The 25961-nt window shown below is 64.6% G+C and carries 23 protein-coding genes; 11 read left to right on the forward strand and 12 right to left on the reverse strand.

Annotated elements, in window-relative coordinates; translation table 11 throughout:
* The first annotated feature begins 22 nt into the window (after nt 1-22).
* The 3 genes from argH to JHW38_RS00675 are packed head-to-tail and all read left to right on the forward strand — an operon-like array spanning nt 23 to nt 3767.
* Nucleotides 23-1312: an argininosuccinate lyase gene (gene argH / locus JHW38_RS00665; RefSeq protein ID WP_207524124.1), complete on the forward strand. Its 1290-nt coding sequence runs from the start codon at nt 23-25 to the stop codon at nt 1310-1312.
* Entirely contained in the window at nt 1309-2502 is a 1194-nt protein-coding gene (gene proB / locus JHW38_RS00670; protein ID WP_207524125.1) for a glutamate 5-kinase, read from the forward strand. The genes argH and proB overlap by 4 nt, the downstream gene beginning before the upstream one ends.
* The gene (locus JHW38_RS00675) at nt 2499-3767 is read left to right on the forward strand and encodes a glutamate-5-semialdehyde dehydrogenase (RefSeq protein WP_207524126.1); all 1269 of its coding nucleotides are present in this window, start codon (nt 2499-2501) and stop codon (nt 3765-3767) included. The genes proB and JHW38_RS00675 overlap by 4 nt, the downstream gene beginning before the upstream one ends.
* Before the next feature lie 182 nt (nt 3768-3949).
* On the opposite strand, the gene JHW38_RS00680 is transcribed toward JHW38_RS00675, so the two are convergent.
* The 8 genes from JHW38_RS00680 to JHW38_RS00715 form a co-directional block, all read right to left on the reverse strand.
* Complete coding sequence (locus JHW38_RS00680; RefSeq protein WP_207524127.1) at nt 3950-5260, reverse strand: right-handed parallel beta-helix repeat-containing protein; 1311 nt, start codon at nt 5258-5260, stop codon at nt 3950-3952.
* A gap of 250 nt (nt 5261-5510) precedes the next feature.
* The gene (locus JHW38_RS00685; protein WP_207524128.1) at nt 5511-9815 is read right to left on the reverse strand and encodes an AAA domain-containing protein; all 4305 of its coding nucleotides are present in this window, start codon (nt 9813-9815) and stop codon (nt 5511-5513) included.
* Between the two features lie 240 nt (nt 9816-10055).
* Nucleotides 10056-10364: a hypothetical protein gene (locus JHW38_RS00690; protein WP_207524129.1), complete on the reverse strand. Its 309-nt coding sequence runs from the start codon at nt 10362-10364 to the stop codon at nt 10056-10058.
* 34 nt (nt 10365-10398) lie between these two features.
* Complete coding sequence (locus JHW38_RS00695; RefSeq protein WP_207524130.1) at nt 10399-10866, reverse strand: hypothetical protein; 468 nt, start codon at nt 10864-10866, stop codon at nt 10399-10401.
* Between the two features lie 226 nt (nt 10867-11092).
* Nucleotides 11093-11455 (reverse strand): hypothetical protein, encoded by a 363-nt coding sequence (locus tag JHW38_RS00700; RefSeq protein WP_207524131.1) that lies wholly within the window; start codon nt 11453-11455, stop codon nt 11093-11095.
* Nucleotides 11456-11835: 380 nt separating this feature from the next.
* The gene (locus tag JHW38_RS00705) at nt 11836-12228 is read right to left on the reverse strand and encodes a hypothetical protein (RefSeq protein WP_207524132.1); all 393 of its coding nucleotides are present in this window, start codon (nt 12226-12228) and stop codon (nt 11836-11838) included.
* A 45-nt stretch (nt 12229-12273) separates the two neighbouring features.
* A complete protein-coding gene (locus JHW38_RS00710) occupies nt 12274-12774 on the reverse strand; it encodes a hypothetical protein (protein ID WP_207524133.1) in 501 nt (166 codons plus the stop codon).
* Between the two features lie 345 nt (nt 12775-13119).
* A complete protein-coding gene (locus tag JHW38_RS00715) occupies nt 13120-14235 on the reverse strand; it encodes a serine hydrolase domain-containing protein (RefSeq protein WP_207526202.1) in 1116 nt (371 codons plus the stop codon).
* A 382-nt stretch (nt 14236-14617) separates the two neighbouring features.
* Here JHW38_RS00715 and JHW38_RS00720 point away from each other — a divergent pair, with 382 nt between their 5' ends.
* Nucleotides 14618-15274 carry a TauD/TfdA family dioxygenase gene (locus JHW38_RS00720; RefSeq protein WP_207524134.1) on the forward strand — a complete coding sequence of 219 codons (657 nt, stop codon included), beginning with the start codon at nt 14618-14620 and terminating at the stop codon, nt 15272-15274.
* 26 nt (nt 15275-15300) lie between these two features.
* Nucleotides 15301-16254, forward strand: a complete 954-nt coding sequence (locus tag JHW38_RS00725; RefSeq protein WP_207524135.1) for a hypothetical protein — start codon at nt 15301-15303, stop codon at nt 16252-16254.
* Nucleotides 16255-16265: 11 nt separating this feature from the next.
* On the opposite strand, the gene JHW38_RS00730 is transcribed toward JHW38_RS00725, so the two are convergent.
* The gene (locus JHW38_RS00730) at nt 16266-16763 is read right to left on the reverse strand and encodes a hypothetical protein (protein WP_207524136.1); all 498 of its coding nucleotides are present in this window, start codon (nt 16761-16763) and stop codon (nt 16266-16268) included.
* A 270-nt stretch (nt 16764-17033) separates the two neighbouring features.
* Complete coding sequence (locus JHW38_RS00735) at nt 17034-17885, reverse strand: hypothetical protein (RefSeq protein WP_207524137.1); 852 nt, start codon at nt 17883-17885, stop codon at nt 17034-17036.
* Between the two features lie 570 nt (nt 17886-18455).
* Between JHW38_RS00735 and JHW38_RS00740 the strand changes: the two genes are divergently transcribed.
* Entirely contained in the window at nt 18456-18740 is a 285-nt protein-coding gene (locus JHW38_RS00740) for a hypothetical protein (RefSeq protein WP_207524138.1), read from the forward strand.
* A gap of 137 nt (nt 18741-18877) precedes the next feature.
* Here the strand turns inward: JHW38_RS00740 and JHW38_RS00745 are convergent, their stop codons facing one another.
* Entirely contained in the window at nt 18878-20986 is a 2109-nt protein-coding gene (locus JHW38_RS00745; protein ID WP_207524139.1) for a hypothetical protein, read from the reverse strand.
* 870 nt (nt 20987-21856) lie between these two features.
* Here JHW38_RS00745 and JHW38_RS00750 point away from each other — a divergent pair.
* A complete protein-coding gene (locus JHW38_RS00750; protein WP_207524140.1) occupies nt 21857-22339 on the forward strand; it encodes a hypothetical protein in 483 nt (160 codons plus the stop codon).
* Nucleotides 22340-22409: 70 nt separating this feature from the next.
* On the opposite strand, the gene JHW38_RS00755 is transcribed toward JHW38_RS00750, so the two are convergent.
* Entirely contained in the window at nt 22410-23231 is an 822-nt protein-coding gene (locus JHW38_RS00755) for a hypothetical protein (protein WP_207524141.1), read from the reverse strand.
* A gap of 308 nt (nt 23232-23539) precedes the next feature.
* On the opposite strand from JHW38_RS00755, the gene JHW38_RS00760 reads away from it, so the two are divergent.
* The 4 genes from JHW38_RS00760 to arsH all read left to right on the forward strand — a co-directional run bounded on the left by JHW38_RS00760 (nt 23540) and on the right by arsH (nt 25938).
* Nucleotides 23540-24100: a hypothetical protein gene (locus tag JHW38_RS00760; RefSeq protein WP_207524142.1), complete on the forward strand. Its 561-nt coding sequence runs from the start codon at nt 23540-23542 to the stop codon at nt 24098-24100.
* A gap of 198 nt (nt 24101-24298) precedes the next feature.
* Complete coding sequence (locus tag JHW38_RS00765; RefSeq protein WP_207524143.1) at nt 24299-24646, forward strand: ArsR/SmtB family transcription factor; 348 nt, start codon at nt 24299-24301, stop codon at nt 24644-24646.
* 132 nt (nt 24647-24778) lie between these two features.
* Entirely contained in the window at nt 24779-25192 is a 414-nt protein-coding gene (arsC, locus tag JHW38_RS00770; RefSeq protein WP_207524144.1) for an arsenate reductase (glutaredoxin), read from the forward strand.
* Nucleotides 25189-25938, forward strand: coding sequence for an arsenical resistance protein ArsH (gene arsH, locus JHW38_RS00775; protein WP_242691115.1), 750 nt, complete (start codon nt 25189-25191; stop codon nt 25936-25938). Before arsC ends, arsH begins: the two co-directional genes overlap by 4 nt.
* The last annotated feature ends 23 nt before the right edge of the window (nt 25939-25961 follow it).

A 25961-nucleotide genomic window follows, 5' to 3' on the forward strand; every position in this document is an offset into this window, starting at 1 on the left:
CCGCATTCGAGCGAACGCCCCCATGTCCGATCTGCTTTGGCAAAAACCCGGCGTCAAGGTCGACGCGCGCATCCAGAACTTCCTCGCCGGCGAGGACGTGATCCTGGACCGCGAATTCTTCGTGTTCGACATCCAGGCCAGCCGCGCGCACGCGCAGGGCCTGCAGCAGATCGGCATCCTCAGCGCCGAGGAACTCGACGGCCTGTCGCGCGAACTCGACGCGCTGGCCGACGACTTCCAGGCCGGCCGCTTCGTGCTCGACGAGCGTTTCGAAGACGGCCATTCGGCCATCGAAGGCCGCTTGATCGAGCGCCTCGGCGACGCCGGCCGCAAGATCCACACCGGCCGCAGCCGCAACGACCAGATCCTGGTCGCCACGCGGTTGTGGCTGAAAGACCGGCTGGCGCGCGTCTACGCGCTGTGCCGCGAAACCGCCGACGTCGCGCTCGCGCGCGCCGACGCCGAGCGCGACCTGCCGCTGCCGGGCTACACCCACCTGCAACGCGCCGTGGTCTCCAGCGCCGGCATGTGGTGGGCGGCCTGGGCCGAGGGTTACATCGACAACGCCGTGCGCGCGCGGCAGACGCTCGACTGGGTCGACGCCAATCCGCTCGGCAGCGCCGCCGGCTACGGCGTCAACCTGCCGCTGGCGCGCGACCACACGACGCAAGCGCTCGGCTTCGGCCGCATGCAGGTGGCCGCGGCGTACGCGCAACTGTCGCGCGGCAAGTTCGAACTCGGCGCGATCGACGCGCTGTCGACCGCCTTGCTCGACCTGCGCCGCCTCGCCTGGGACCTGAGCCTGTTCACCAGCGCCGAGTTCGGCTTCGTCGCGCTGCCGGCCGAATACACCACCGGCAGCTCGATCATGCCGAACAAGCGCAACCCGGACGTGATCGAACTGATGCGCGCCAGCTACTCCGCCGTCGCGGCCGCGCGCACCGAGATCGAACACCTGCTGTCGTTGCCCTCGGGCTACCACCGCGACCTGCAATTCTCCAAGGGCGCGATCTTCCACGCCTTCGGCCGCGGCCTCGGTGCGTTGGAACTGCTGCCCGACCTGCTGCGCAACCTGGAATGGAAGCCGCAGGCGATGCGCGCCGCACTCGACCCGTCGATGTACGCCACCGACCTCGCCGTCGATCTGGCCCGCCAGGGCCTGCCGTTCCGCGACGCCTACAAGCAGGCCGCCGACCCGGCGCGCTGGGCGCAGGGCGACCCGGAAGCCAGTCTGGCCGCGCGCGTCTCGCCCGGCGCCGCCGCCGATCTGCGCCTGGAAGTGCTGCAAGCGCGATTGAAGGAACTCACATGAGCGCCGCGGCAAAGGACTTCGCCGCGCAGCCTTTGCCGAACTGGCGCCGCGCCGTGCTCAAGGTCGGCAGCAGCCTGCTCGCCGGCTTCGAAGGCGGCGGGCTCGACCCGCGCTATGCCGCGGGGCTGGCGCGCTTCATCGAAAGCGCGCGCGAACAGCAGCGCGAGGTGGTGCTGGTCTCGTCCGGCGCGGTCGCTGCCGGACGCAGCCGGATCAAAGCCGGCGGCGACGGACTGGTGCTGCGGCAGGCATTGGCCTCGCTCGGTCAGGCCTCGCTGATCGCGTTCTGGCAGCAACTGTCGAGCGTGCCGGTCGCGCAGGTGCTGCTGACCCACGACGACCTGCGCAACCGCCGCCGCTACCTCAACGCGCGCGCCTCGCTGCGCGAGTTGCTGCGGCTCGGCGCGCTGCCGGTCATCAACGAGAACGACACCGTCGCCGTCGACGAGCTCAAGCTCGGCGACAACGACAACCTCGCCGCCGCGGTCGCCTCGCTGGTCGACGCCGACCTGCTGCTGATCGCCACCGACATCGGCGGGCTCTACAGCGGCCACCCGCAGCGCGACCCGAACGCGCGGCCGATCGAGCGCGTCGCCGCGGTCACGCCCGAACTGCTGCTTGCCGCCAGCGGCGGCGCCGGCGCGCTCGGCACCGGCGGCATGCGCACCAAACTCGAAGCCGGGGCCAAGGCGGCTACGGCCGGCGTCGCCACCGCGCTGTTCTGCGGCCGCGACAGCGAAGTGGTGGACGCGCTCGCCCAAGGCCTGCTGCACGGCACCCTGATCGCCGCGCAAAGCGACCGCCTGCGCGCGCGCAAGCAATGGCTGCGCCACGCGCCGGCCAGCGGCGCCCTGCGCATCGACGCCGGCGCGGCCAACGCGCTGCGCGTGCGCGGCGCCTCGCTGCTGCCGGGCGGGGTGGTGGAGGTCGAAGGCGAATTCCGCCGCGGCGACGTGGTCGAACTGCGCGTGGCCGGGGATGGCGGCGATTCGGTCGGGCGGGGGCTGGTGCAGTACAACTCGGCCGAGCTTGCGCGGATCAAAGGCCGGCACAGCCGCGATATCGAAGCGGTGCTGGGCTTCGGTTATGGCGAATCGGTGGTGCATCGCGACGATCTGGTGATGATCGGCGGCAACGACTCCAGCAGCGCAATCGAAACTACGGCTTCGGCCCAAGGAACGTCCTCATGAGCGGTTACGTCCGTACCTTGGCCGAACGCGCCCGCGCGGCCTCGCTGACCCTGGCCGCGCTCGACGGCGCCGAACGCGCCGCGCTGATCGCGGCGATGGCCGACCAGCTCGACGCACAGACCGACACCATCCTCGCCGCCAACGCCGAAGACCTCGCCCGCGGCGACGCCGCCGGGCTCAGCGCCGCGATGCTCGACCGCCTGCGCCTGGACCCGCCGCGTCTGAGCGCCATCGCCGGCGCGCTGCGCGAAGTGGCCGCGCAGCCCGACCCGCTCGACGGCGTCACCCGCAGCGAAACCCGCCCCAACGGCCTCACCATCGAACGCAAGCGCGTACCGCTGGGCCTCATCGCGATGATCTACGAATCGCGCCCCAACGTGACCGCCGACGCCGCCGCGCTGTGCCTGAAGGCCGGCAACGCCGTGCTGCTGCGCGGCGGCTCGGAAGCGCGCGCCAGCAACGCCGCCATCGCCGCGGCCCTGCACGCCGCGCTGCGCGAGCGCGGCCTGCCCATTGCTGCGGTGTCGCTGATCGAAGACACCGCGCGCGAACACGTGCTGGAACTGCTGCAACTGTCCGACCTGATCGACCTGGCGATCCCGCGCGGCGGCGAAAGCCTGATCCGCTTCGTCGCCGAACACGCGCGCGTGCCGGTCATCAAGCACTACAAGGGCGTCTGCCACCTCTACGTCGACCGCGCCGCCGACCTCGATCTCGCGCTGAACCTGCTGGTCGACGGCAAAGCCTCGCGCCCCGGCGTGTGCAACGCGCTGGAAACCCTGCTGGTGCACCGCGACATCGCCGATGCGTTCCTGCCGCGCGCCCTGGCCGCGCTGGCCGCACGCGGCGTCGAAGTCCGCGGCTGCGAGCGCGTGCGCGCCCACGCCCCGCAACTCGCCCTGGCGAGCGAAGCCGACTACGCCGCCGAATACCTCGACCTCATCATCGCCGCGCGCGTCGTCGACGACCTCGACCAAGCCCTGGCCCACATCGCCCGACACGGCTCCGACCATACCGAAGTCATCGCCACCGCCGATGCGGCCACCGCCGAAGCGTTCGTGCGCCGCACCCGCAGCTCCGCGGTGATGGTCAACGCCTCCTCGCGCTTCAACGACGGCGGCCAGCTCGGCCTCGGCGCCGAGATCGGCATCTCGACCACGCGATTGCACGCCTACGGCCCGATGGGCGTCGAATCGCTGACCATCGAGCGTTTCGTCGTACGTGGGGCAGGGCAGGTGCGCCACCCCGAGTCCCTGAACCACTGACGTCCCGCGCATCGTCCTGACCTCCCTGTAGGAGCGGCGCAAGCCGCGACCGCAGGGTCGCCAGCTTGCGCCGCAAGCGAGGTTTCGCGGTCGCGGCTCGCGCCGCTCCTACAGGGGCGCCCAACGTCAGCGCGCGCAACGGCCCGTCCGCACCGTTGCGCGCACATCGTCGCTACGCGCGCTTACGGCCCCGCAAGCACGTTGCCGCCGATCGCCTTGTTGGCCCCGGTTCCGCCATCGAACAAGCCGGACGTCACCGCACCGCCCATCAGATTGTTCGAAATGATGTAGCGGTCCGACACGCCATGGAACACCGACACCGAATAGCGCTGCGACGGGATCGTGTTGGCGCGGGCGAAGTTGCAGCCCAATACCTCGAAATCCGACGCGCCCGGCCGGAACGCGATGCCGTCGCACGTGTTGGCGCCGCTGGTGCCGTTGCTGTACACCGAGCAGCCCATGAACTTGACGAACTGGCCGCCGGCATCGATCCGGGCGCCGTCGTTGGCGTTGTTGAGGATGCGGCAGGCATTGAAGACGATCTCGTTGCCCGACAGCACGTAGATGCCGTGGCCCACTGCATTGGCCGCCGGCCCGGTGGCGCTGGCGAACCAGCAATCGACGAAGTTCGCCGAATAACAGCCGTTGATGACCAACCCGTTGCGCTGCGGGCTGTCGCAGATGACCTGGCTGAAGAACAGATTTTCCGGCGGCCGCGGCGCGCCGAGGTCGTTGACGATGTTGACGCTGGTGGCCAGGCCGCTGGATTCGAGCAGGCACATGAAGAACTGCAAGCCCTCGGCATGGCTGCCGATGTAGATCCCGTAGCCGCCGTTGCCCGAACGCACCGACAGGTTCTGCACCCGCACGTTGACGATCTTGCTCTGCGCGTCGACGCCGCGCAGCACCAGCCCGCCGTCCTGCAGGCCGACCTTGTCCACCGCCACATGCTCGATGACGCCGTAATACACGCTGCGCAGCCGCACGCCGCCGGGCAGGCCGGACGCCACGACGATGTCCTGCAGGCTGAGGTTGTAGACCGTTCCGCCGGACAGCACCGACTGATCGACGCCATAGCACGAACCGCTGCCGCCGCCGTTGTTGTCGAGGGTGAAGCCGCGCAGGGTGATGCCGGTAAGGATGTTGCTGCCGCAATTGATCCAGAACACGCCGGTCGACGGCGCCGACTGGCTGATCGTGACCGAGGCGCTGCCGGCGCCGATCAGCTCGATGCCCGTGGCGATCGCCAGGGCCGCGCTGATGCGGTAAATCCCATCGGGAAAGAACAGCGACTTTCCCGCCGAAGCGTTTATCGCCGCTTGCAACGCCGCGGTGTCGTCGGTAACGCCGTCGCCGACGGCGCCGAACGATTTGACGCTGACGTAGTTCGCCGCGGACTGCGTCTGAACCTGCGCGTGCGACGGCAGGCTGCCGGCCGCAAGCGTGCCGCCGACGGCGTAGGGAAGGGTGCCGAGAAACTTGCGACGCTCCATGAAATGCTCCTTGGGGTTGAAATCCGACTGCTCCGTTTGCGGCGCTGCGGACGTGGGGAGATGAAACACTGTCATCGCGCAGCCGGTGGCGGACCGGACACTCACAGGACGGGGTCGAACCCTCGCGACAGCCCCTGTAGGAGCGGCGCGAGCCGCGACCGCGGGGTGGCCAGGTTGCGCCGTAAGCGAGGTTTCGCGGTCGCGGCTCGCGCCGCTCCTACAGGGAGTCAGCCGATTGCCGAGCAGAGCTTCAGCGCCAACGCCGCCGCTTCGCGCCCGCCGGCCGCGAGGCCGCCGTCGCCGAGGTTTCCTTGCACGGCAGGCACACGCGCCCGAACCCGCCCGCACCGTCCTTCAGCGCCGGATCGAAAAACTCCGCCTGCTCCTTGATCTTGCCGCAGCGCGAACACGTCTTGAGCTCCTTGCTCGCCAACCCCGCCGCCTGCGACTGCACCTGACTGACCGCTTCGGAGCGATGCTCGCCGAGCGCGATCTCCACCAGCCGGTACAGACGCTCCGACAAGGTCGCGACCGGATCGTCGCCGAGGTTGAACCGGTTGATGCGCAAGAACCGATAGCCGTAGCTCTCCAGCGTCAGCTGGCGCTCGACATCGGCCTCATGCAGATAGCGCTCGTGATTGCCGACATGGATATGCCGGCCTTTCTGGAAGTGGTACTCGAACCCGTCGTACTCGATCACGATCTGGATCGGTCCCTTCGGCGACTGGTACGTCACCAGGAAATCCACGCGCCACGCCGGGTGCTGGTAAGTCGGGTCCAGTTGCTTAAGGTAAGCGCCGACCTCGAACTGAGCAAAAACGTCGATCCCCTCGATGTTCTCCTGATAGAACGGCGTCTTGTGCAGCCAATCCAGCACCCGCGCTTCCATCGGGCTCGACGCATCGACTTCGTCCACGTCCGGCAGGCGCGCGGCGTGGTTCAGCACATTGGCGTAATGGTGCAAAGCCTGCCCGATCGCGCCGCGATACTCGCTCAGCGGCTTGGAATGGACGAACCACACCATTTCCTGCGCACGGCTGAAACCGACGTTGAGGCGCTGCACCTTGAGCTTTTCCTCCACCGCCTGCTGCGCGTCGGTCAGTTCGACCGGGAAGACGTAGTTCAAGGCGTCGCTCCCGGCCGTGGCCACCATCGAATAGAAGATGATGTTGCGCTCCTCGCCCTGGCAGCTGTCGAAGGTCATCACCTTGAGCCGCAGCCGGCGCTCGAACTCCGCGCCCTGGGCATGGCTGAACAAGCGCTTGGACAGGTAGGTCTGCTGCTCGCGGAACGGGGTGATGATGCCCACCGTCGGCGCATCGTCCTCCTCGATCAGCTCCAGCAACCGCTCCAGGATGAAGTCCGCCTCGGCCTCGTTGGTGCCGCGGGTGACCTTCTTGCCGGTGGTGTCGACCTGATCGAATCGGATCACTTCGTCGACCGGCACGCCGCGGATCTTGATCGCCTGCAACTGGTGGCCGTAGAACGTCCCCGACGAATACCCGATCAGCTCCTGATAGGAACGGAAGTGCTTGCGCAGCATCACCGAGTACGACGCCGCGTGATTGCAGAACTCCAGGATCGAGCGCTTCACGTCGAACATCGACAGCCGCTGCAAGGCGTCGGCCGCGTCGCTGACGTTGCTGCGGAAGTAGTGGGTCAGCTCGCCGCGGTACTTCTCGTTCTGCTCGATGCTGGCATTCGACGACTTGACGTTGGAGAACTGCTTGTCGTCGCCCAACACCACCACCTTCTTCGCCCGCAGCAGCGCCGGCAGCGCCTGCGCGACCGACACCTGCGAGGCTTCGTCGATGACGACGACATCGAACAGGTCCGGCGCCAGCGGCATGAACTCGCCGAACTCGCGGATGCTGGCGATGATGACCGGGAAGCTTTCGCGCACCTGCCCGAACTTTTCCTCGGGAAACTTCTGCCGGCTTGCGATCACGCCGGCCAGGGCGCGCGCATCCGAGCGGTAATTGTCCATGAAGCCGATCAGCCGCTCGTCCACGTGCGAGTTCATCACCGACGTGTTCAAGCGCTCAAGCTGGGTCTTGGTTCCGACGTAATCGATCTGCGGCGCAGCGGCGAAGGCTTCGCGCGTGCGCAGCCAGCCGCTGAGGAAGCGGACGACCAGCGGCCACAGGCGTGCATCGTCCTTCGGCCGTTCCAGCAGCTTGTCCAGGATCGTCGGGTCGATCCGGCGCAGCAGCGAAAACGCCTGCGCCGCGGCGGGCGCGATGGGATCGACGGGGCGCGCCATCGCCAGCCAGCGCCAGGCCGCGGGCAGGGCGTGTTCCAGCTCATGGCCGGCCAGCTTCAGCCGAAGGGCATTGCCGCCCGACACCACGGCCTGCAACTGCGCCGCCGACGCCTTCAGCATCAGCGGCTGGCTGACCGGCAACAGATTGATCTGGCGTTCCAGCTCGCGCACCTGCGCGCCGCGGAACAGGTAGCCCAGCACCGGCATGCGCAGCTGCTGGTAAGCGAGCAGCGCGGCGCCGAGCGCGCGCAGCTGAGCGGCGTCCAGTTGTTCGAACAGGTTCCAGGGGCAGGGGGCCGCGTCCTTGAGGAATTCGGCCAGCACCAACTCCAGGCTCAGGCGCTCCCACAGCGTAGCCGGCGAATAGTCGCGCTCCTCGAACACCTTCAGCAGATAGGCTTCCAGGTCCGGCAGCATCGGCGCGATGGCGTCCAGCTCGGTCAGCAGGCGCGCGTCCTTGCAGCGTTGTAACTGCTCCAGCAAGGCCGGTTCCATCTCGGCCAGACGGCCTTCGTCCTGGTGCATCGCCTGCACCGCCGCCAGTTCGATCGCGCCCAGCGTGGTCACGGTGCGCGCGATCTGCTGCTTCAGGTCCGCGGCCTTGTCCTGCCGCTCGGCTTCCAGCCGCGCCTGATTGGCCTTCATCGCCTTCGCATACGCGCCGATCTGGCTGATGGTCTGGTTCGAGGTCAGCTTCTTGAAGTTCGCCGCCTGCTGGCCCAGCCGCAGCAGCGGATTCGGGAAATCCGGATCGTGCCGCACCCGCGACATCGCCTCGGACAGCTTGTCGTACACCACGTCCAGCGCCTCGGTCTTGTCCGACAGCACCAGGCACGAGCGATGATTGAACGCGCAATCCGCGGCGATGGCGGTGATGGTGTGGCTCTTGCCGGTGCCCGGCGGCCCGGCCACCACGACGATCTTGCCCTGCGGGTGGCGCACCGCCAGCAGCACCTTGCGCTGCTCCTCGTTGAGCGGAATCGGCGAGTCGTAGACCACCCGGTCGACCATCGGCAGCGCGTCCCACTGCGCTTCCACCTCGGCCGCGATGGATTTCGGGTTCTCGCGCAGTACGCCGCCGACGATGCCCTCGAACAGATCGACCACAGCCGAGCCGCCCTTGTTCAGCGCATCCAGAATTTCTTCGTAATCGTTGATGAGCGCTTCGTCCGCGCGCTCGAACGCCGCCAGATACAGCGCGCTGGAAAGCCCCACCTGCGCCGTACCCGCATCCAGCGAGGTCGACGACAGCTCGATCTCGCCGCCCAGATCGACCGCATTGGCCACGCGCCGGAACAGCAGGCGCGCCTCCTCGTACACCGACTGCTCCGGCTTGAGGTAGGTGATGCGCTCGGGAATCGGCGACACCCAGGCGCGGTTGAGCCCGGCGGCCAACTCCTGCAACACGAAGTCGATCGCCTTGCGGTTCGCATACAGATGATTGACCAGCTTGAGCTTGTAGCCGGCGCCGCTGGGCTCGCGCTGCACTTCGATCGGCAGGAAGAACAGCGGGTACTGGTTGCCCTTGAACTTCACCGCGCCGAGGTACAGATACAGCTGCAAGTTGTCGCTGGTGGCGACATAGGTTTCGAGGTCGCGGAATTCCAGATAGGCGTCGGCGGCGACGAAGCCTTCGAAGAACGCCAGCAAGGCCTGCCGCGTCCCGTCCAAGGTCAGGAACTGCGGGATCGCCTCCAGCAGCGGCGCCGGCTCTTGCGTCGCCAGCAGCTTGGCCAGTTGCTCGGGCAGGATCCGCGACAGGTCCGAACAGACGCGCTCGACCAGATCGCGCTCGGCCGCGTGCAGCGAATCCACCACCCAATAGGCCTGTGTGCGCAACGGGCCGTCGAGGTGGGCGATCAACGGCCGGATGATGTGCTCGGACACCTTGTCGGCCAGATGCTGCTGCACGCCGTCGATCCACCGCTCCGGGTCCTGCACCGCGCTGGCGTAGGTGCTGACCGCCAACGCGCCGACCTCATGGCCCACCAGCTCGATGGACGAGGCGGGAATCGCGTTGACCTGCTCCTCGATGACCTTGCGCAACACCGGGCTGATCGGCCGCACGTACTTGCGCGGCGCGATGCTCAGCGCCAGATCCTCGCCGGTCGGCCGGCTCAGCAGCGCCCACAGGTCGCGGTCCAGGTTCGGATACGGCGAGGTGCGCAAGCCCGAGCGGAACCCGCTTTCCGAAGTCAGCACGATGCGCCGGCGCGGCGCCTGCTGGCGCTTGAAATCCGAATCGAGAAAATCGCGGAAATACTGACTGACCCGCGAGGCGATCGGCCTCAAGTGGGATTTCAAAGCATCCATTCCATGCACCGCCGTTATGGAGCGAGCGGCTCGCCAGCGGACGATCCCTGGCCTTGCGCGCGGTCCCCGTTCTTGAGGGGAAATGCTACCGCGATTCTCAACCCGTCCGCCTGCCGCCGCGTGGCGCCGAACCCCCACGCAACCCCCGTTTGCCCCCTGTAGGAGCGGCGCGAGCCGCGACCGCGAACCCACCCGTTCGCGTCACAACCGCCTACCGAATCAAACGCCACCCGACAACGAGATAAAGTGCGGTTGGCACAGCGTCCTTATCCAACCATCGACAATCTGTTCCGAAGCCTCAGCGCCGCAGACCTCGCACATCGCCTCGCTTTCGTAGCCAATATCGACCAGATGCGACTTGGCCGGGTGATCCCACGGATCGATCCGGAACTCCAGATGCCCGTACTTCTGGAACGCCTCCATGATCGTCACCTCGGACGGCAGGCTGTCGAACGCCTTGTCCACCAAAGGCAGCCAGCCTTTGCCGCAGGTTTCCTCAATCCAATGCTTGGCTTCGTCCCGCGTCATTCGTCGTGCCTACAGAAAGGGAGGGTGGGTTTCGTCAAGCGTCCATACTCGCAGCCAACAAACACCACACCGGCAAGAACAGAGGACTGGCGTAAGCCAGAAACTTGATCGACCCGAGCGACATGGTTTGCCCGCCGCCGCGAGCCCCGAACGGCGACAGCAACCCGAACTGCTGGATCTTGCGCGCTCCGTCGGCCAACAACACCCACAACGCCAACAGCACGAACAAGGCGAAAACACTGCCCAGCCACGCAAGCACATAGGGGTTGAGGTCTTGCGGGCGGAAGTAAGCGAACATACCTCGCGGCACGCTGCCGAACACTACGCCCCAGCCCATGACCACCCACGGCACTGTCGCGGCCACCGCGAAAATACGCATATAGCGCTGGCCTTCTTCGAGCTGCGGCCCGGCGGTCGCCGCGAGGCGGCGCATTCCGACCCGGAAGTTGTAATAGACCAGCCCCAGGCAAAGCAGCCAGAAACCATCGGCGATCAAGTTCATCCGTGTCCCCGGGGCCCGCCCCCGCGAGCCCGCGTGGCCAGAGCATGGCACAGCGCCCGCACCGCCCGCACCTGCCGCCCCGAATTCCCGGCGGCCTCCTGTAGGAGCGGCGCGAGCCGCGACCGCGAACCCACACGCTCGCGTCGCAATTCCTACCGAATAAACCCAGCAGATCGGCGGGCTTGTTGCGTCATGGGATCGACTTGACTGCGGTCCCATTGTCTCCCTACAAGCCGAGGTAGCTTTCCTTTGTAAGGATTCGATCAACGCGACCGTTCTGATCGAACGCTACGATTATTCTCGTCGTTTTCGTGATCGCATCCACTGGCGGCTCGGAGACGAAAAACACGAGGGTAGAAGATTCGAGCGCCTCCTCTTGAACCATTTCAGTCGGCAATGCCGATGTATCGGCCATCGGAGGGCTGAACTCGAACTTTATGCCGCGGCCTTTCAGTAGACGTTCGACGTTGGCGCGAGTTTCTCCGACTCTAATGCCTTCAGTCGCAGCCTCGGCAGGTCCATGCCTCTGGCAAGAGGCCGAATAGATGCTGAAAAATACCAACAGCAATCCGTTGATGGCGCGCTTCACCGGTCAGGCCCCTGTGGTTCGAACTGCACTCCAGTTGTGCGGTCGCTTCCCAAAGCATTGTTGCTGGCGTCAGGCGTGGCAACGGGTCTGGTTCCAGTAAGACCTTCGGCGATCGAGTTCATCGAGGCCCTCAGGGCCCGCCCCCGCGATCCCACGTGGCCGGAGCATGCCACAGCGCTCGCGGCGCCCGCACCTGCCGCCCGAATCCCCGGCGGCCTCCTGTAGGAGCGGCGCGAGCCGCGACCGCGGGGTCGCCCGCTTGCGCCGTAAGCGAGGATTCGCGGTCGCGGCTTGCGCCGCTCCTACAGGGGACACCCGATTCGCGTAACCACCGGGCCGACACCGCAGGAACGACGCAAACCCCAACGCACGAACCCGGTTCAGGGCTTCTTCGGCTCGTAACTCGAATCGTTGTCCACCCAGATTTCGGTGCACTTCTTGCCGGCATCGAACCCGAAGTGGATATACGAATCGCCCTTGGCCGACTGCGCCACCGACACCAACTGCGGCTCGGTGGTGTTGCACGACACGCGCGCGCCGAAGGCATTGGCCGCCGTGCAGGTGGCATTGACCGTCGCCACGCCGGAACTCGCCTGCACGCTGCAACCGATGCTCTGCCTGGCGTCGGCGCTGTTGCGGGCATAGCCCGCATTGCCTTCGGCGTAGTTGGTGCCCACGTCGACGGGAACGTATTGCTTGACGCCGGCATGCGCCGGCGCGAACGAAAGAGCGACAGCGCACACAACGACCGATACCGCGAACGAATGCTTCATGACGGTGTCCTCCTGGACAGTGAGCGGATCAGCAGGCCGATACCGTCAGTTCACCCGCCCCGTCGCCCCCGCGCCGGTGCTCCCGTTGTAGAACAAGATCCCATTCGGCGAATACGTCAACCGGCTCCACCCCAACGCGAACGCACCGTTGGGATAGGTGAGCAAGGTGGTGTGATTGCCCGCGCTGTCGATCGTGCCGATGGCCCCGGCCCCCGTCTGCGCGTTGTAGAAGAAGATGCCGTTCGGCGTGGAGACGATGCTGCTCCAGCCGGTGGCGAACGAGAACGCCGGATAGGTGCGGACGGTGACGTGATTGCCGGTGCTGGTGACCCGGCCGACCGCGGCCGAGCCGTTCTGCGCGTTGTAGTAGAACAAGCCGTTGGGCGTGTCGACGATGCTGGTCCAGCCGGTGGCGAACGAGCCGGCCGGCCAGGTCTGCAAGGTGGTGAACGACTGCGCCTGCGCATGCTGCGCGGGCAGGGCCAACGCCAACGGGACCAGCAGCAACGCCAACCAACCGCGCTTGCTCGCGTTCGTGAGGTTCATGGCTTTTCCTTTCCTTGGGGTTCGCAGGGCGCGGCGGCGAGGGCGGGGTGGCCCCCGCGTCGCGATGCCGCGCTCAAGCGACGGTTCGCCGCGCGGCATGGGCGGATTCAAGGCCGCCGCGGCGACCGCGGCAAGCCGCCCCGGCGCTTGCCCGGATGGCGCGTGACGGCGCGCGCAGAGGAAAGGAAAAGACCGGAAAAAATCGTGCGGCAGTTACGGATCCGGAAACATCCGCAACCGCGCCTGCGTCGCAACAGCAGGCGCGATGCGTGGCGCACCCGCGAGCTTCAACGCGCAGGGCCCGAGCGAACCGAAGACGCGGCAGTCCCTGCGCAACCCTTCGTGTCAGCGCGCCGCCGCCGCCGGCGCCACCCCATAGAACTCCGCAATCTTCGGAATGAACCGCTGCGGATTCGCACCCGCGAGATTGGTCAACAGCACCACCGCCAAGCCCTCATCCGGATACACCACGAACGCCGCGCGCGCACCGCCGATGCCGGCCACCTGCCGCGTCGGCGACGCCTGCAACACCGGCCAACCCGCGCCCCAGGCGCCATCGGCGCCGCTGTTCAATTTCTCCGGCGTCCACATGCGCCGCAGATGCGCCCGATCGATCAGCCGCCCGTCCGACACCGCGATCAGCCAACGCGACAACTCCTCCGCCGTGGTCTGGATGCCGCCGCCGGCCCACAGGCTGTAGGGCATGTCGTAGATCCAGCGCGACAAGCGGCTGCCATCGTTCTTCGCCAGCGTCCCGCGCGGCGTGTAGCTGTAGATCGTCGCCGCGTTGGCCACCAGATCGTAGCTGTCGCCGAACGTCGTCAACGGCATGCCGACCACCGCGAACTGGCGCTGCGCCATGTATTGCTCGTAAGGCAGATTCGTCTGCTTGACGATGATCTGCGCCAACAGCCCGTAGTTGGTCTGGTTGTAGGCGAACCGCTCGCCGACCGGCGCGCCCAACGGCAGCGTCTTGACCGCCGTCCACGCCGCCGCCTCGTTGCCGCCGCCGATTAGCCCGCGCTGATCGACGATATCGGGCAGGCCGGACGTATGCCCGAGCAACTGGCGCACGCGGATCGTCCGCCACGCGGCGGGCAGGTCGTCCAGGTAGCGCGAAGCGGGCGCGTCGAGATCCACCTTGCCGGCTTGCGCGAGTTGCATCATCGCCACGCCGGTGAAGGACTTGGTGGCGGAGTTGATGGGGAAGCGGGTGTTGGGCGTGACCGGGACTTGGTTTTCGACGTTGGCGAGGCCGTAGCTTTCGGACAGGACGACTTGGCCGTCTTTGATCACCGCGACCTGCAGGCCGGGGATTCGTTGGTCCGTCATGGTTTGCTGGACGAAGTTGCGGGTTAGGGTGTTGGCGTCTTGCAACGAGGTGGCAGCGAGGGCGAGACACGGGAACGACATCAGTACCGCGGTGATGAGAGCGGTGATGCGGGGTTTTGCAGATGGCATGCGAGTCCCTAGGCCGGAGGTGTTGGTGAAGTGAGGTTTAAGAGCCGAGTGGCAGCCCACGGTCAGTCGGACGTCCTGCGCGGGTGAAGAGTTTAAGTGCGTGTCAATCTCAAGCTTCGGCGGGATAGGCTCTACTTGATAGGGATTCACGAGACAGACGAATGGTAATCAGCTTTGTAAGTGACGTTGTGTTTCACATCCGTGTTTCCGTCATGCTGAGAATGTCTGCGGGTTGCAAATTGCTAGTCAGGCAAGTTTTCTATTGGTGCGTTGATAGTTGCGCGGTAGTGTCTATAGTCCAGTCACCTATGAGCTGGCTGGAATATCTAGCTCCAACTGACGCGACCGAAAATCTAGGCGCAGCCTTTCTGGGGAGGTAGGAATGGCCGATGGCTTCGAAAGGGTACGGGTTGCACTCGCCCGCAATGGGTATGTCTATTTGCGCGATCAACCTTCTAAACAGATTTCACAACTGATGCTTGAGCTCGCCACTCGTCTCGGAGGTTCAATTCGAACCGGACGAGGTGGTGCCGTAATTGAGTTGCTGGAGGAGCGGGAAGCAGTCGATGCACCTCTGTGTTCACTCAGTCGCATGACTGGAGCTGGCGCACAGCCTTGGCATGTCGATGGATCTCATTCGACACTGCCACCGAGATACTTAATTTTCGGCTGCCAGTCGATTACAGGTGCTGGTGTGGCGCCAACTCAGCTTCTCAGGATCAAAGATGCCGGGTTGCCGCACCCAGCCAGTAACCGAGAGCCCTTTGTAGTAAGAAATGGGCGGGCTAGCTTTTATTCCACAATAAGCAGTTTAGATCGGCCTTGGATTCGCTTTGATCCTGGCTGCATGCGTGCCCAGACAGATGAGGGGCGATTAATCGTAGAGAAATTGTTGTCGGCGCAGATCAGTCCATTTGTTAGTTTGGAATGGCAGGTGGGCGATATCTTAGTAGTTGATAACTGGGCGGTGTTTCATAGGCGAGGCAAGGCTTCTGGGCTTGGGCGCCGAACGCTTCTGCGCATCTCACTTGCGAGCTAAGTATGCAAAATATTAGGCGAGGCACGATGCGGGCACTCCCGCCTGCACTTTCGGAAGACGCGCTGTATGGAAAGGCGACGCTTTATGCTCGGCGCGCGCTACAGGCTAAGGAGCTGGGTGAAGAAGATGCCTATCAGCTCTGGGCGACACTGTCTTTAGAACTGCTCGGAAAATACGCACTAGCGAGAATCCATCCTAGCTTAGTTGTCGATCCCAAGAATCCAAATAGTATGCTGGAAGCATGTGGGATCTCCACTGCGACAGCGGTACGAACGGTCGACGCTAACGAGGTCTTTCTGCGGCTGAAGCATGTGGTTTTGGGATTTAATTCCTTGGCGTATGCAGCATGCAAGGACTTGGCTGATCGTCGTAATGCTGAGCTCCATTCTGGGCATGCTGCATACGTTGGAATGAGTCTAGAGGAGTGGGAGGGTAAGCTCTGGCACGCCGTGAGGCTTATTTTGCAGTCGACTGGCAAGGATCTGGAAGACTTCATTGGTGGTGCAGCCGCTGAAAAGCAACAACTGCTTGAACACTTATCTCATCTTAAACAGCAGTCTGCCCTGCAGAAAATTGAGCATGCTCGCGATCAGTTCGGCAAGGGTGACGATGGCAAGAAGCGTTCCCCAAAAATGATAGAAGATCAAAGGACTGCATCCAGAGCGTGGCGCTGGTGGGAGCTGTCTCGTCGGGTCAATAGTTCTTGCGGGAAGCATTGGACGCGTATCTGTCCTGCCTGCGAATGCACTGCAATTTTAGGCGGCGATAAGGATTTTGAGGAGCTAACGGAGGATCAGGACGAGCTCACTCCTGGGTATGAAGAAGTTGAAATAACTTATTCTCCTGTTGAATTCATCTGCACTGAATGCGATTTGCATCTGTTCGGTACTGACGAACTTTCGGCGGGTGGGCTTGAAGAGGAAATTGTGGAGTTGGAAGAGCGTGAAATTAGTTACGAGCCGGACTATGGGAACGACTAAGCAGTTTTAGTTTAAGGTGCTTGGCAGGCTCTCTCGATGATTTCAATTATTTCAAGCGGTTGCGCAGACTGTTTTGTAAATAAATACTTGGCTAAATTGTCGACGGCTTTCCAGTTTTCTTTTAGTAGCTCATGCGCCTGTTTTTCGTAAAGGTCATGTTTTTTGCTCAGTCCAGCTTTCTGTAGCTGCAACTTCATTATGTCGTAATCGGGTTCGGCGGCCACAGGATTGGGCGTCAGAGTTTTATCGTGTTCTGAAGCAATTATTTCGCCGGCTAGGCCCGCGCATAGAACTACAGCAAAATCTTGCGCCACATCTTTGTCTCTTTGTGCAGAGGGGTCTTGAGGTTTTCCTCCGCGCGCGCATTTCGATCTGCTGAGTGATAGATAGAGCTCGCCCGCGCCATAATCAAGTAGATTTATTTCGCCCACAATTGCGTGGTATTTTGATTTATGCGCCAAGACAGCGTGCGCCGCCTCGTGGTATGCGGCCTCTCTTTGAATTGTCATGAGTTCCTCTATGGCAACTGGTCGCTAAATTTGTTGGTCTAGAATCGACTGTATCGTGCATTCGGTGCGCGCGACGGGACGCTAATATCGTTCGGCTGTATTGCTTGGGGTCGATAATGCGGAATTAGGTGCTGCGCGCTCTGAGCCGGGCTGGTTGTTGAGCTAATAATCCATATGCTTTGATGGGTTTTTTGGGGGCTGGTTTGGCGGTTTTAGCTCGCATTGGTGATCTATTAGATTGAGTTGCGCGGTGTTTTTTTGAGTTATTTCTTAATTGCCATATGTGTCGCCTTCAAGTCGAGTGACCGCCTCGTTCATGGTGTAGTGAACGAATTGTTTTCCCATTTCGGTTAATACATACGGTTTTGTGTTTTCGAAAGCGGATTCCATAGTTGTCGGCGCGGAATTGCGAGTGCTGGTTTTCGTCGGCCGCTTTCGGATGAATTGTCCCAGCGCATTTGTGTCCCGCTCTTGCCTTATAACGCTGCCAGTACTGAGGTCGCGAATAAGGAGTTTGTAAAGATCGGCTTCGGCGGAGTCCTCTCTCGGGATATCTCCATAAATAGATGACCAGATTTCATAGCGAGTTGATCCTGGATATTGAAATATCTCTCGAATCACGGCGAAATGAGCTTCGTGATATAGCTCCAGCCAGTCTATAAATAATCTAATGACGTCGTCAGAGCAAACACGGGTTCCCGCGGCATTTATTATTAGGTTGGCTATGTAGCGCCTTTTTTCATGGGTGTCAGCTTCGTCCCATGCGCGAAATGCTTTTCTAACTAAGCATAAATATTCTTTGCTTTGGATGCGATCTTCGATTGTGCTCCCGAAAGTATCGAAGCGCTTTTCAATTTCCGACAGGGTGTCGCGAAGTTCAGATATCTTCTCTTGATGTTCTTCAAGCCATTGAGTTTGGAGCGAGTCTTGCTGGAGAGTATCTTCCTCTGCTCGGTACTCATAGGCGGCACTGAGAAATCCTCCGATCCAAGGAATGCTGCCAAGTGCTGCGAGTACAAATTTCTCAATTATTCGGCGGCGACGAGATGGTTCGGTCTTAGCGAGTTCCTGCCTAAGTCGTTCGACAATTACGCGGTCATCAGGAAGTTGGGTGTCTGACATAAGTTTGCCCAAGGGATAAGGTCTGTATGCCGGTGGAATGTATAGATGCTGGAACGGCGCGCTACATCAGGGGGTGCCAAGCGCGCTTGGCGTGGGTGAGTTTTAGACTCTTGAATGGCATTCTTTGTGGGTTCAATCCGAGAGCTACATCCATAGCGCAATCGGAAGGGATGAGGCGTCTCGCAGTGGTTATCTGCGTTCGCCAGAAGTTGCTTTGGAGTGAAAGCGGAGGTCGGCACCTATCACTGACCGAATTATCTTAGCTAGTTACGTGGCTCGGCGGTCAATTAGGACATGTCTGATTGACACTCGTCGCTAGGTGCCGCAAATTCATGTTCAAGGAGCGTCGAAACTCCCAAACACACAGCGATACCCACCTTCGTCAACGGTGGGTTTTTCATGCCTGCCGTTTGGGCATGACGACGCGATCTCCTGCGTCGGGAGGGCGGCTAATACAACACCCGCAAGGGGAATACGCCCGCCGGCTGTGTGCGGTTTCGAACCTCCCGACTTCCCGCCGGCTGCATGCCGCACCGCGCGGGTTCCCCGCCAAGGACAGGAGTACCGCCCATGCCCCGCAAACCCGACCACACACCCCCGCACGAAGGGGTGGTGATGCCCGTCGACGCCTTCAAAGCCCTTTCCGCCTTCCAGCAGGAACTGCACGGCATCGTGCGGACCTTGCAGCCCGAGGTGTTGATCGAGATCGGTTATCCCGCCGGGCAGGACCACCGGCTGCTGCGGGAGGTGTTCCAGGCGCTGGCGCGGCGGTTGGATCCGGTGATGGATGCTTGTGTCTGGTCGCCTTCGGATGGAGGCGTCGCAGGGGCGGGCGGTTCGCAGCGGTTGCACTGATGCGCGCAAGGCGGGTTCCGGCAGCGCCCGCTCGAATCCGCCCGCAGGTTTGCGGCTGAAACCAAGCACGCAGCGCCCAAAGGTTGTCGCCGCCATCGACCAGGGCGGCGACGCCGTCGGCACGCCGGTAGCATCGCTCAAGGGGACTGCACCGCACCGATGGCGCCTGCGCCGGTGTCCTTGCTTTCGCGGCTCGAACGTAGGGCCGAGGCGAGTCTGCGGTGAAGCTGTTCCGCCAGCTTGAAATGGCCCTCGGCGGTCGGGTGCATCGTGCCGTTCACGTCGCCGGAGCGCGTGGACAACTGAGTGAAGTAGCTGTCGTTCGCCGTGCGCACCAGTCGGTTGCGTGGGCTGAACGCCTGCCATTCGTGCGGCGTCTGGTTGTGCGAGCCGCTACCCAAGCCCGGAAGCGGGAGGCGTTGGTTGCGGCTGCGGTTTTGGGATTCGGACTCGGATTTGGTGCACCAGCCCCGCCCGACGAACGCGTCGGACGTGTCCACGTAGGTAAATTGCGCTTCGGCGACCGAGGCCTGCAGGCTGCGCCGCAAGTCGGGCATCACGCGCATGACCAGTTCGTGTCCGGGGCTGAGCCGCCATGAAGTCTTCGGCGCTGGGCTTACGTCGAGCCCGAAGTACCACGGGCGAATGAAGCGCAACAAGCGGGGTATCTGAAGGTTGAACGCGGTCCATTGGTTGTTGCGGTCCTTGACTCCCTGAGTGTCCCGGTTTTTCGTCGAGTCGCCGCACAGCGTCGAACCGGCGGTGACGACGTCGGTGTTGTTTCTCAGGACATCGGGGTATGAGGTCACCAAGGTGTTGCCGGGCGGCGATTTCAGGCCGATATCCCCCATGGCTTCGGCCAGCCATCGGTACCGAAAGGGAAGTTGAATCGCCAGGGTGTCGGAGGTAGCGCCGCGGCACCATTCTTTCTGGGCGGGCGGACAAACGACGGTCTGTCGGCGCAGCAGGCGATACGGTACATCGAGTGCGGCATTCGCGCCGTCGCGCGGCATCAGGGCCCAGGCGACGAGTTGCGCAAAGCCGGCGTCGTTCCCGCCGACCGACATGAGGATCGCGTCGGGCTGGACCATGTCGGAGCAGCTCACCAAGTCGAGTGCGGACGCGGGCATGCCTTCCCCGGCAACGCGCATGTCTCTCGGAACCCGGCGGTAGGCCTCCATCTTCGCCAGTTCGCCCCCCGCTCCGGCTTGGGCGATGGAGTCGTCCATCCGCTGCGTCAGCGCCTTCGCGCGTTCCGGCGTAACGCGGCACAGTGCGCTGACCGCCGCTCTCAATTGCGACATCTTGAGCCGGCACTTGGAGCTGGTGGCCTTCTGGCATCCCGACTTCTTTTCGACCCCTATCCCTGGCGGGTCGAGCTGACGCACCAAGATGCCGTCGAAAATCTCGGCGCCGGAGCAGGCGTATTGAAGGAAAACCACTTCCTGTTGCGGGTCCGTCGCGGCCAGGCGCGCGGCGGCGACGTTCTGCTGGTTCCAGTACGATCGATGACAGTTGGTGTCGCGCCAGCTCGCTCCTTTTTCGATGTAGTCGCCGGGCTTCTTCCACGACGACTTAAGCCAGTCCAGACTATTGTCGTCGGGTAACGGCTTGTCATTCCATCGCGTAGGTACGTCCGGGTTGCCCTCGCCCGAGGCATAGGAATCTCCCAGCCCGAGGATCACCACGCGTCTGGGGTGCACGTAACCGGCGGCAAACAGCCGGCCATCGGCGGTGTCAGGACGAGCGGGGTCGTCATCGGCTTGTACGCGGACGAGGGACCTCCGCGACGGCACGAGCGTTTCCAGGTAGTCGCAACGAGCATGGTCGGAGACGACAACCGCATCCACCGTCCAGGTACAGGACGCGGCGGCGGCGAGCGGCCCCCGCACCTCGATGACCGTAGCGACAAGATTCCCCCGCACATACTCCAGAAAATCCCGTTGATACTGCTGATCGTCCTCGCTCCACACATCCGACTGGCCTTCGGGCAGGGCGGAATACGGCGACTGATTGGCCGCGGCGAGCCGTGCGTACCATTGGTCGAAAGATTCGCCCGGATTTGGCAGCGCGCCCTCCGGCGTTCGCCAGCGGCGGTTGCCGTCCACTATTTGGGTGCGCTGCGGGAATGTCGATGCCACTTTCCAGGTGATTTCGGAGGCCGGTTGCGCGAACGCTGCTCCGGACACGGTCGCCAGAAAGAGCAGCGGCCATGCGATACGAGTTGAAATAGACGGGCGGCTCATCCGTAAACCCTCGCGAGATCGAAGCCTGATGGCTTGCTGGCCATTGGGGGCGGTCGACGAGGCGGTAGCGCCGAGTGCCGGCGCCGAACATCGACCGGGTGGCCCCCCATAGCCCGATCAGGATGTTCTTCAGTCGGATACGTCGTCTGGTGGTAAACCCGGACTTGCCTGATGGGCCGTCGCTCGGTCATGAGATTGGCGGCCGCTCGTGCGCCGCAGGCGCGGGGATAGGGCCAGGGTTGGGCGACGCATGCACCAGGGGAGTGCGCCCTGTCCTGCTGGCGGGCAGGGCGGTCGCAATGGGTCGTGCGCCGCCGCCGCTCCGCCGGGGCCGGGTCTCGGCCCGTGGCGCTGCATTCGCAACCCGAATCGCTTCGCGCGCAAGCCGAAAAGCGTCGCGCGCGAGGCGTTTCGGCTTGCGCGCGAGCGGTGGCCGGTCGCCCGCAAGCCGCGCCGCCCCGGCCGCAAGCCCGCGCATCCCAGCCGCAAGCCCCCGCCGCTTGCGCGCGCGCTGCCGATTCTTGCGCGCAAGCGTTCGCACCTTGCGTTCGCAAAGCGCGCAGGCTTGCGCGCAACCGCTGCGGCTTGCGCGCAAGCGGCGGGGGCCTGCGCTTGCTGCGCCAAGGCTTGCGCGCAAGCCGATGTGGCTTGCGGGCGCAAGGCGTGCGGTGTTGCGCGCAAGCCGTGTGTGTCGCGCGCAAGCCGCGCGGGCTTGCGCTTGGGTGTCGGCGGGCCACGCGCAAGGCGCGACGGCTTGCGGTTGGGGCGCGGCGGCTTGCGCTCGGGGCGCCGCGGGTTGTGCGCGCGGTTCTAGGCTGCGCGGGCCGGCCGCTGCGGCCGGCGCACATCCCCCGACTGCCAAGGACTGCCATGAACCAGAATCTGATCGACCTCGCCCTGTCCGCCGAATCGCTGACCGCCATCGACGAGGCGCTGAGCGTGCTGGAAACCCAGCTCGCCGGGCTGGTGGCGCTGCCGCTGGACCAGCGCCGCCAGCTGACCAAGATGGGCGACAAATCCGAAGCCTTCTGCCGCCAGGCGCTGCACGTGATGGGCGAGAACCCCGGCATCCTGCCGCGCAATTTCGACCTGGACGCGCTGCGCCGCGATCTGGCCTTGCTCGACCAGCTGCGCCCGCGCGCGCTGCGCGTGACCCGCCTGCACGAGAAGCTGCGCGATACCGAAACCGCGTTGGGCAGCGATCTGATGGCCAACGGGTTGGAGGGTTACGCGTTCCTGAAGATCGCCGGCAAGGGCGAGGGGCTGGAGGCGCTGCGGCAGATGTTGTCGGCGCGGTTCAATCGCACGCCGGCCAAGCGCGCGGAGCCGCCGGCGGAGTCGCCGCAGGCGTAAGGCGCTGCAATCACCCACAGGCCCCGCCTTGCGCGGGGCCTGTGCGTTTCCGGCGTCGCCGGCCATCGGCTCAGCCGTACACGATCGCGGTGATGCCGTACGTGCTCATCGGCTGATTCACCAACACCCCGATGGTGTTGTCGGCATAGAACGCCTCGCGCAGCGGCCCGTGGCTGCGGTCGTCCTGGCCGATCGAGATGCCGCGCGCCTGGGCGTAGTACTGGCAGTACATCGGCGGCGGCCGCGGGCCGTTCTTGCGCTGCGCTTGCACGGCGACGAAGAATCCTTCCAGGCTCTGGAAGCCGATCCCGCCGAACAGGGTGAAGCCGACGCAGTCGTAGTTCTTCTTGTCCAGCGGATTCATGATCGGCTTGATGCCGGGAATGGTCGTCTTCAGCGGAAACAGGTTCGGCATGCCGTTGGGGCCGTAATAGATCTGCAGCTCCTCCAGGTCGGCGGCCGAGTTGTTGAACAGCAGGCCGCGCAGGTGCAGCTTGATGTTGAACAACGCCACCAGGTCCATCACCAGGGTGTACAGCGAGATGCCGATTCCGATCTCGGTCATCGCCGCGCCGGCGATGCCTTCGATCAGGTCGGTGGTGAAGCTGCTGCCCGGGTAGTTCGGGTCGTCGGGAATGTCGGGCAGGGTGTATTCGCGGGTGGAGATGATGCCGGTGGTGTTCTGGTAGGTCGCCAGCAGCCGGTTCATGTCGACGCCGGGGCGCAACCCTTGTTTGAAGGCCTCGTGCGCGGAAGTCAGGGTGGCCAGGAACGTGGTCACCGCGGCGCCGGCGGTGCGCTCGTTCTTCAGGCCTTCGATCAGCGTCTTGAAGGCGGCGCTGTCCTTGCGGATCCAGGTGACGTGCGAGTACTGGCAATCGGGATAGCTCATGGGGCGGCGGTCCTGTGGGTGGCGGCCGGGGCGAGGCCTCACCGACAAACGCTGCGGCCCTGCGCGAACGGCCACGGGGCGCGAAGCACGCGTGGCGGCAGCGGTCTTAGGCGGTGAGAACCGGCGGTGTTCTAGTCCGCAGCCGCGCGAGGCGTGCGAGGGGAGGCGGGTGTCGGGCTCCCGCGTTCGCAGCCCGATGCGTCCTTTCCGAATCTTTCTGGTCCGCGATGACGATCTCTCACCTCGATCCGCACTTGGTTTTCGCATGGCAGGCGGCGCACTCGCTGGCGCGCGGCGCGCCCGCGCCGGTGCGCGAACGCGGCGGTTTCCGGGTGGATACCGGATCGGAGAAGGAAGCCGTGCGCTGGGTGTTTCCGCGCCTGTGCGATGGGCTGCGCGAGGTGGCGCGCGAGGTTACGGCGCCGCGGCATTACTTGAAGTTGTGCGGGACCGATGAGGAGTTGCGCAGCGCGTTGCCGGAATGGTGGCAGATGCAGCCGGCCAATTACTTCATGACCACGGCGGTGACCGCGGCTGCGACGAAGCCGTTGCCCGATGGCTATGCGATGGAACTTCAGCGCGATGGCGCGGTGGTTCGCGCCTGCGTGTTCGCGCCGGGCGGCGAGCTGGCCGCCAGCGGTTACGCGGCGGAAACAGCACAGGCCTTCGTTTACGACCGCATCGAGACGGCCGTGGCGCATCGGCGCAAGGGGCTCGGCATTGCGGTGATGGCCGCGCTCGGCGCGGCGAAGGCGTCTGCGGCGAGCGTGTCGTTGCTGGTCGCGTCGGAAGACGGCCGCGGGCTGTATGCGGGCCTGGGCTGGGCGGTGCTCGCGCCGTTCGCCACGGCGGTGATCGCCGAGGGCTGAGCGCTCTGCCGGGTGGCGGCTGGGGACCAGCGCGTTTTTGTGAGAGGACTTCGGCGTGGCCGTGTTGTTTGCGCGAGCAGCCCGCCCGTGGGTGCGTGGGCTGGGCGTTGACATGGCCAGGGCGGCGCGACGCCTCGGCCCGTGCGTCGCTCGCGACTCACTCTTGTACTCTACAAGTATTGTTGTAGTATTCGCGCCATGAACGACGACACCGCCGTCCAGGCGCTTTCCGCTCTCGCCCACGCCGACCGCCTCGCGGCGTTCCGCCTGCTGGTGCGCGCGGGGCCCGAGGGTTTGGCCTCGGGCGAGATCGCCGAGGCGCTGGCGATCGCGCCGACCCGCATGAGCTTCCATCTGTCCGCGCTGGAGCGGGCGAAGCTGCTGCGTTGCCGGCGCGACGGGCGCCGCATCGTGTACGCGGCCAGTTACGACGACATGCGGCAGTTGCTCGCGTTCCTGACCGAGGACTGCTGCGCCGGCAATCCGCAGATCTGCGCGCCGCTCGCCGACTTCGTCGCGGCCTGCGATGCGAAGACGTGCAGTTGAGCGGCGGTTAGCGGTTCCGGGTTCGTTCTTCCGCGCCGGCGCCGCGCACGCGGCGTTCCGCGGCGCCAATGCTTCGCGAAATGGGTGCCGGCGACGTCGGCGCCTCGTCCCGACTCGACCTGAGGTTGCGCCATGTCCGTCACGATCTATCACAACCCCGATTGCGGCACGTCGCGCAACGCCTTGGCGATGATCCGCGAGTCGGGGGAAGACCCCGTCGTCATCGAGTACCTGAAGACGCCGCCGTCGCGCGAGACCTTGCAGGCGCTGATCGCGGCGATGGGCCTCACGCCGCGCGCGCTGTTGCGCGAGAAGGGCACGCCTTACGCGGAACTGGGCCTGTCCGATCCTGCGCTGGGCGACGAGGCCTTGCTGGACGCGATGATGGCGCACCCGATCCTGATCAACCGGCCGATCGTGGTGTCGGATAAAGGCGCGGCGCTGTGCCGGCCGTCGGAGCGGGTGCTGGCGCTGTTGGCGCATCCGCCGGCGTCGTTCGTCAAGGAAGACGGCGAAGTGGTGACGCGGGCGGGAGCGTCGGCATGAGCGCGGCGATGCCGATGGAGAGGGCGCCGGACGCGTCGGCGGAACTGCCGAACATCGATCCCGCGCAGTGGGTCGCGATCGACGCCGCCGCGCTCGCCGCGCCGGGCGATCCGACGCATCCGCCGCGCATCCTGATCTTGTACGGCTCGTTGCGCGAGCGTTCGTACTCGCGCTTTCTCGCGCAGGAAGCCGCGCGGCTGCTGCGCCGGTTCGGCTGCGAGGTGCGGATCTACGATCCGCGCGACCTGCCGTTGCCCGACGGCGCAGCGCCGGAGCATCCCAAGGTGCAGGAGCTGCGCGCGCTGGCCGATTGGTCCGAGGGCATGGTGTGGGTGAGCCCGGAACGCCACGGCGCGATGACCGCGATCCTGAAGGCGCAGATCGACTGGATTCCGCTGGCCGTCGGTTCGCGCCGGCCGACCCAGGGCAAGACGCTGGCGCTGATGCAGGTGTCCGGCGGCTCGCAGAGCTTCAACGCGGTCAACCAACTGCGCACGCTCGGCCGCTGGATGCGCATGGTCGCGATTCCGAACCAGTCGTCGGTGGCCAAGGCGTTCCAGGAGTTCGACGAGGCCGGCCGGATGAAGCCGTCGGCGTATTACCAGCGCGTGGTCGATGTGTGCGAGGAACTGGTCAAGTTCACCTGGCTGGTGCGCGGGCGCTCGGCTTATCTGACCGACCGCTATTCCGAGCGCGTCGAAAGCGCTGAAGCCCTGTCCCTTCGCGTGAGCCAGGGCGCGATCTGAGGCGCGCTGCGCTGCGTGCTGCG

The sequence above is a fragment of the Lysobacter enzymogenes genome, assembly GCF_017355525.1.
Taxonomy (GTDB): Bacteria; Pseudomonadota; Gammaproteobacteria; order Xanthomonadales; family Xanthomonadaceae; genus Lysobacter; species Lysobacter enzymogenes_C.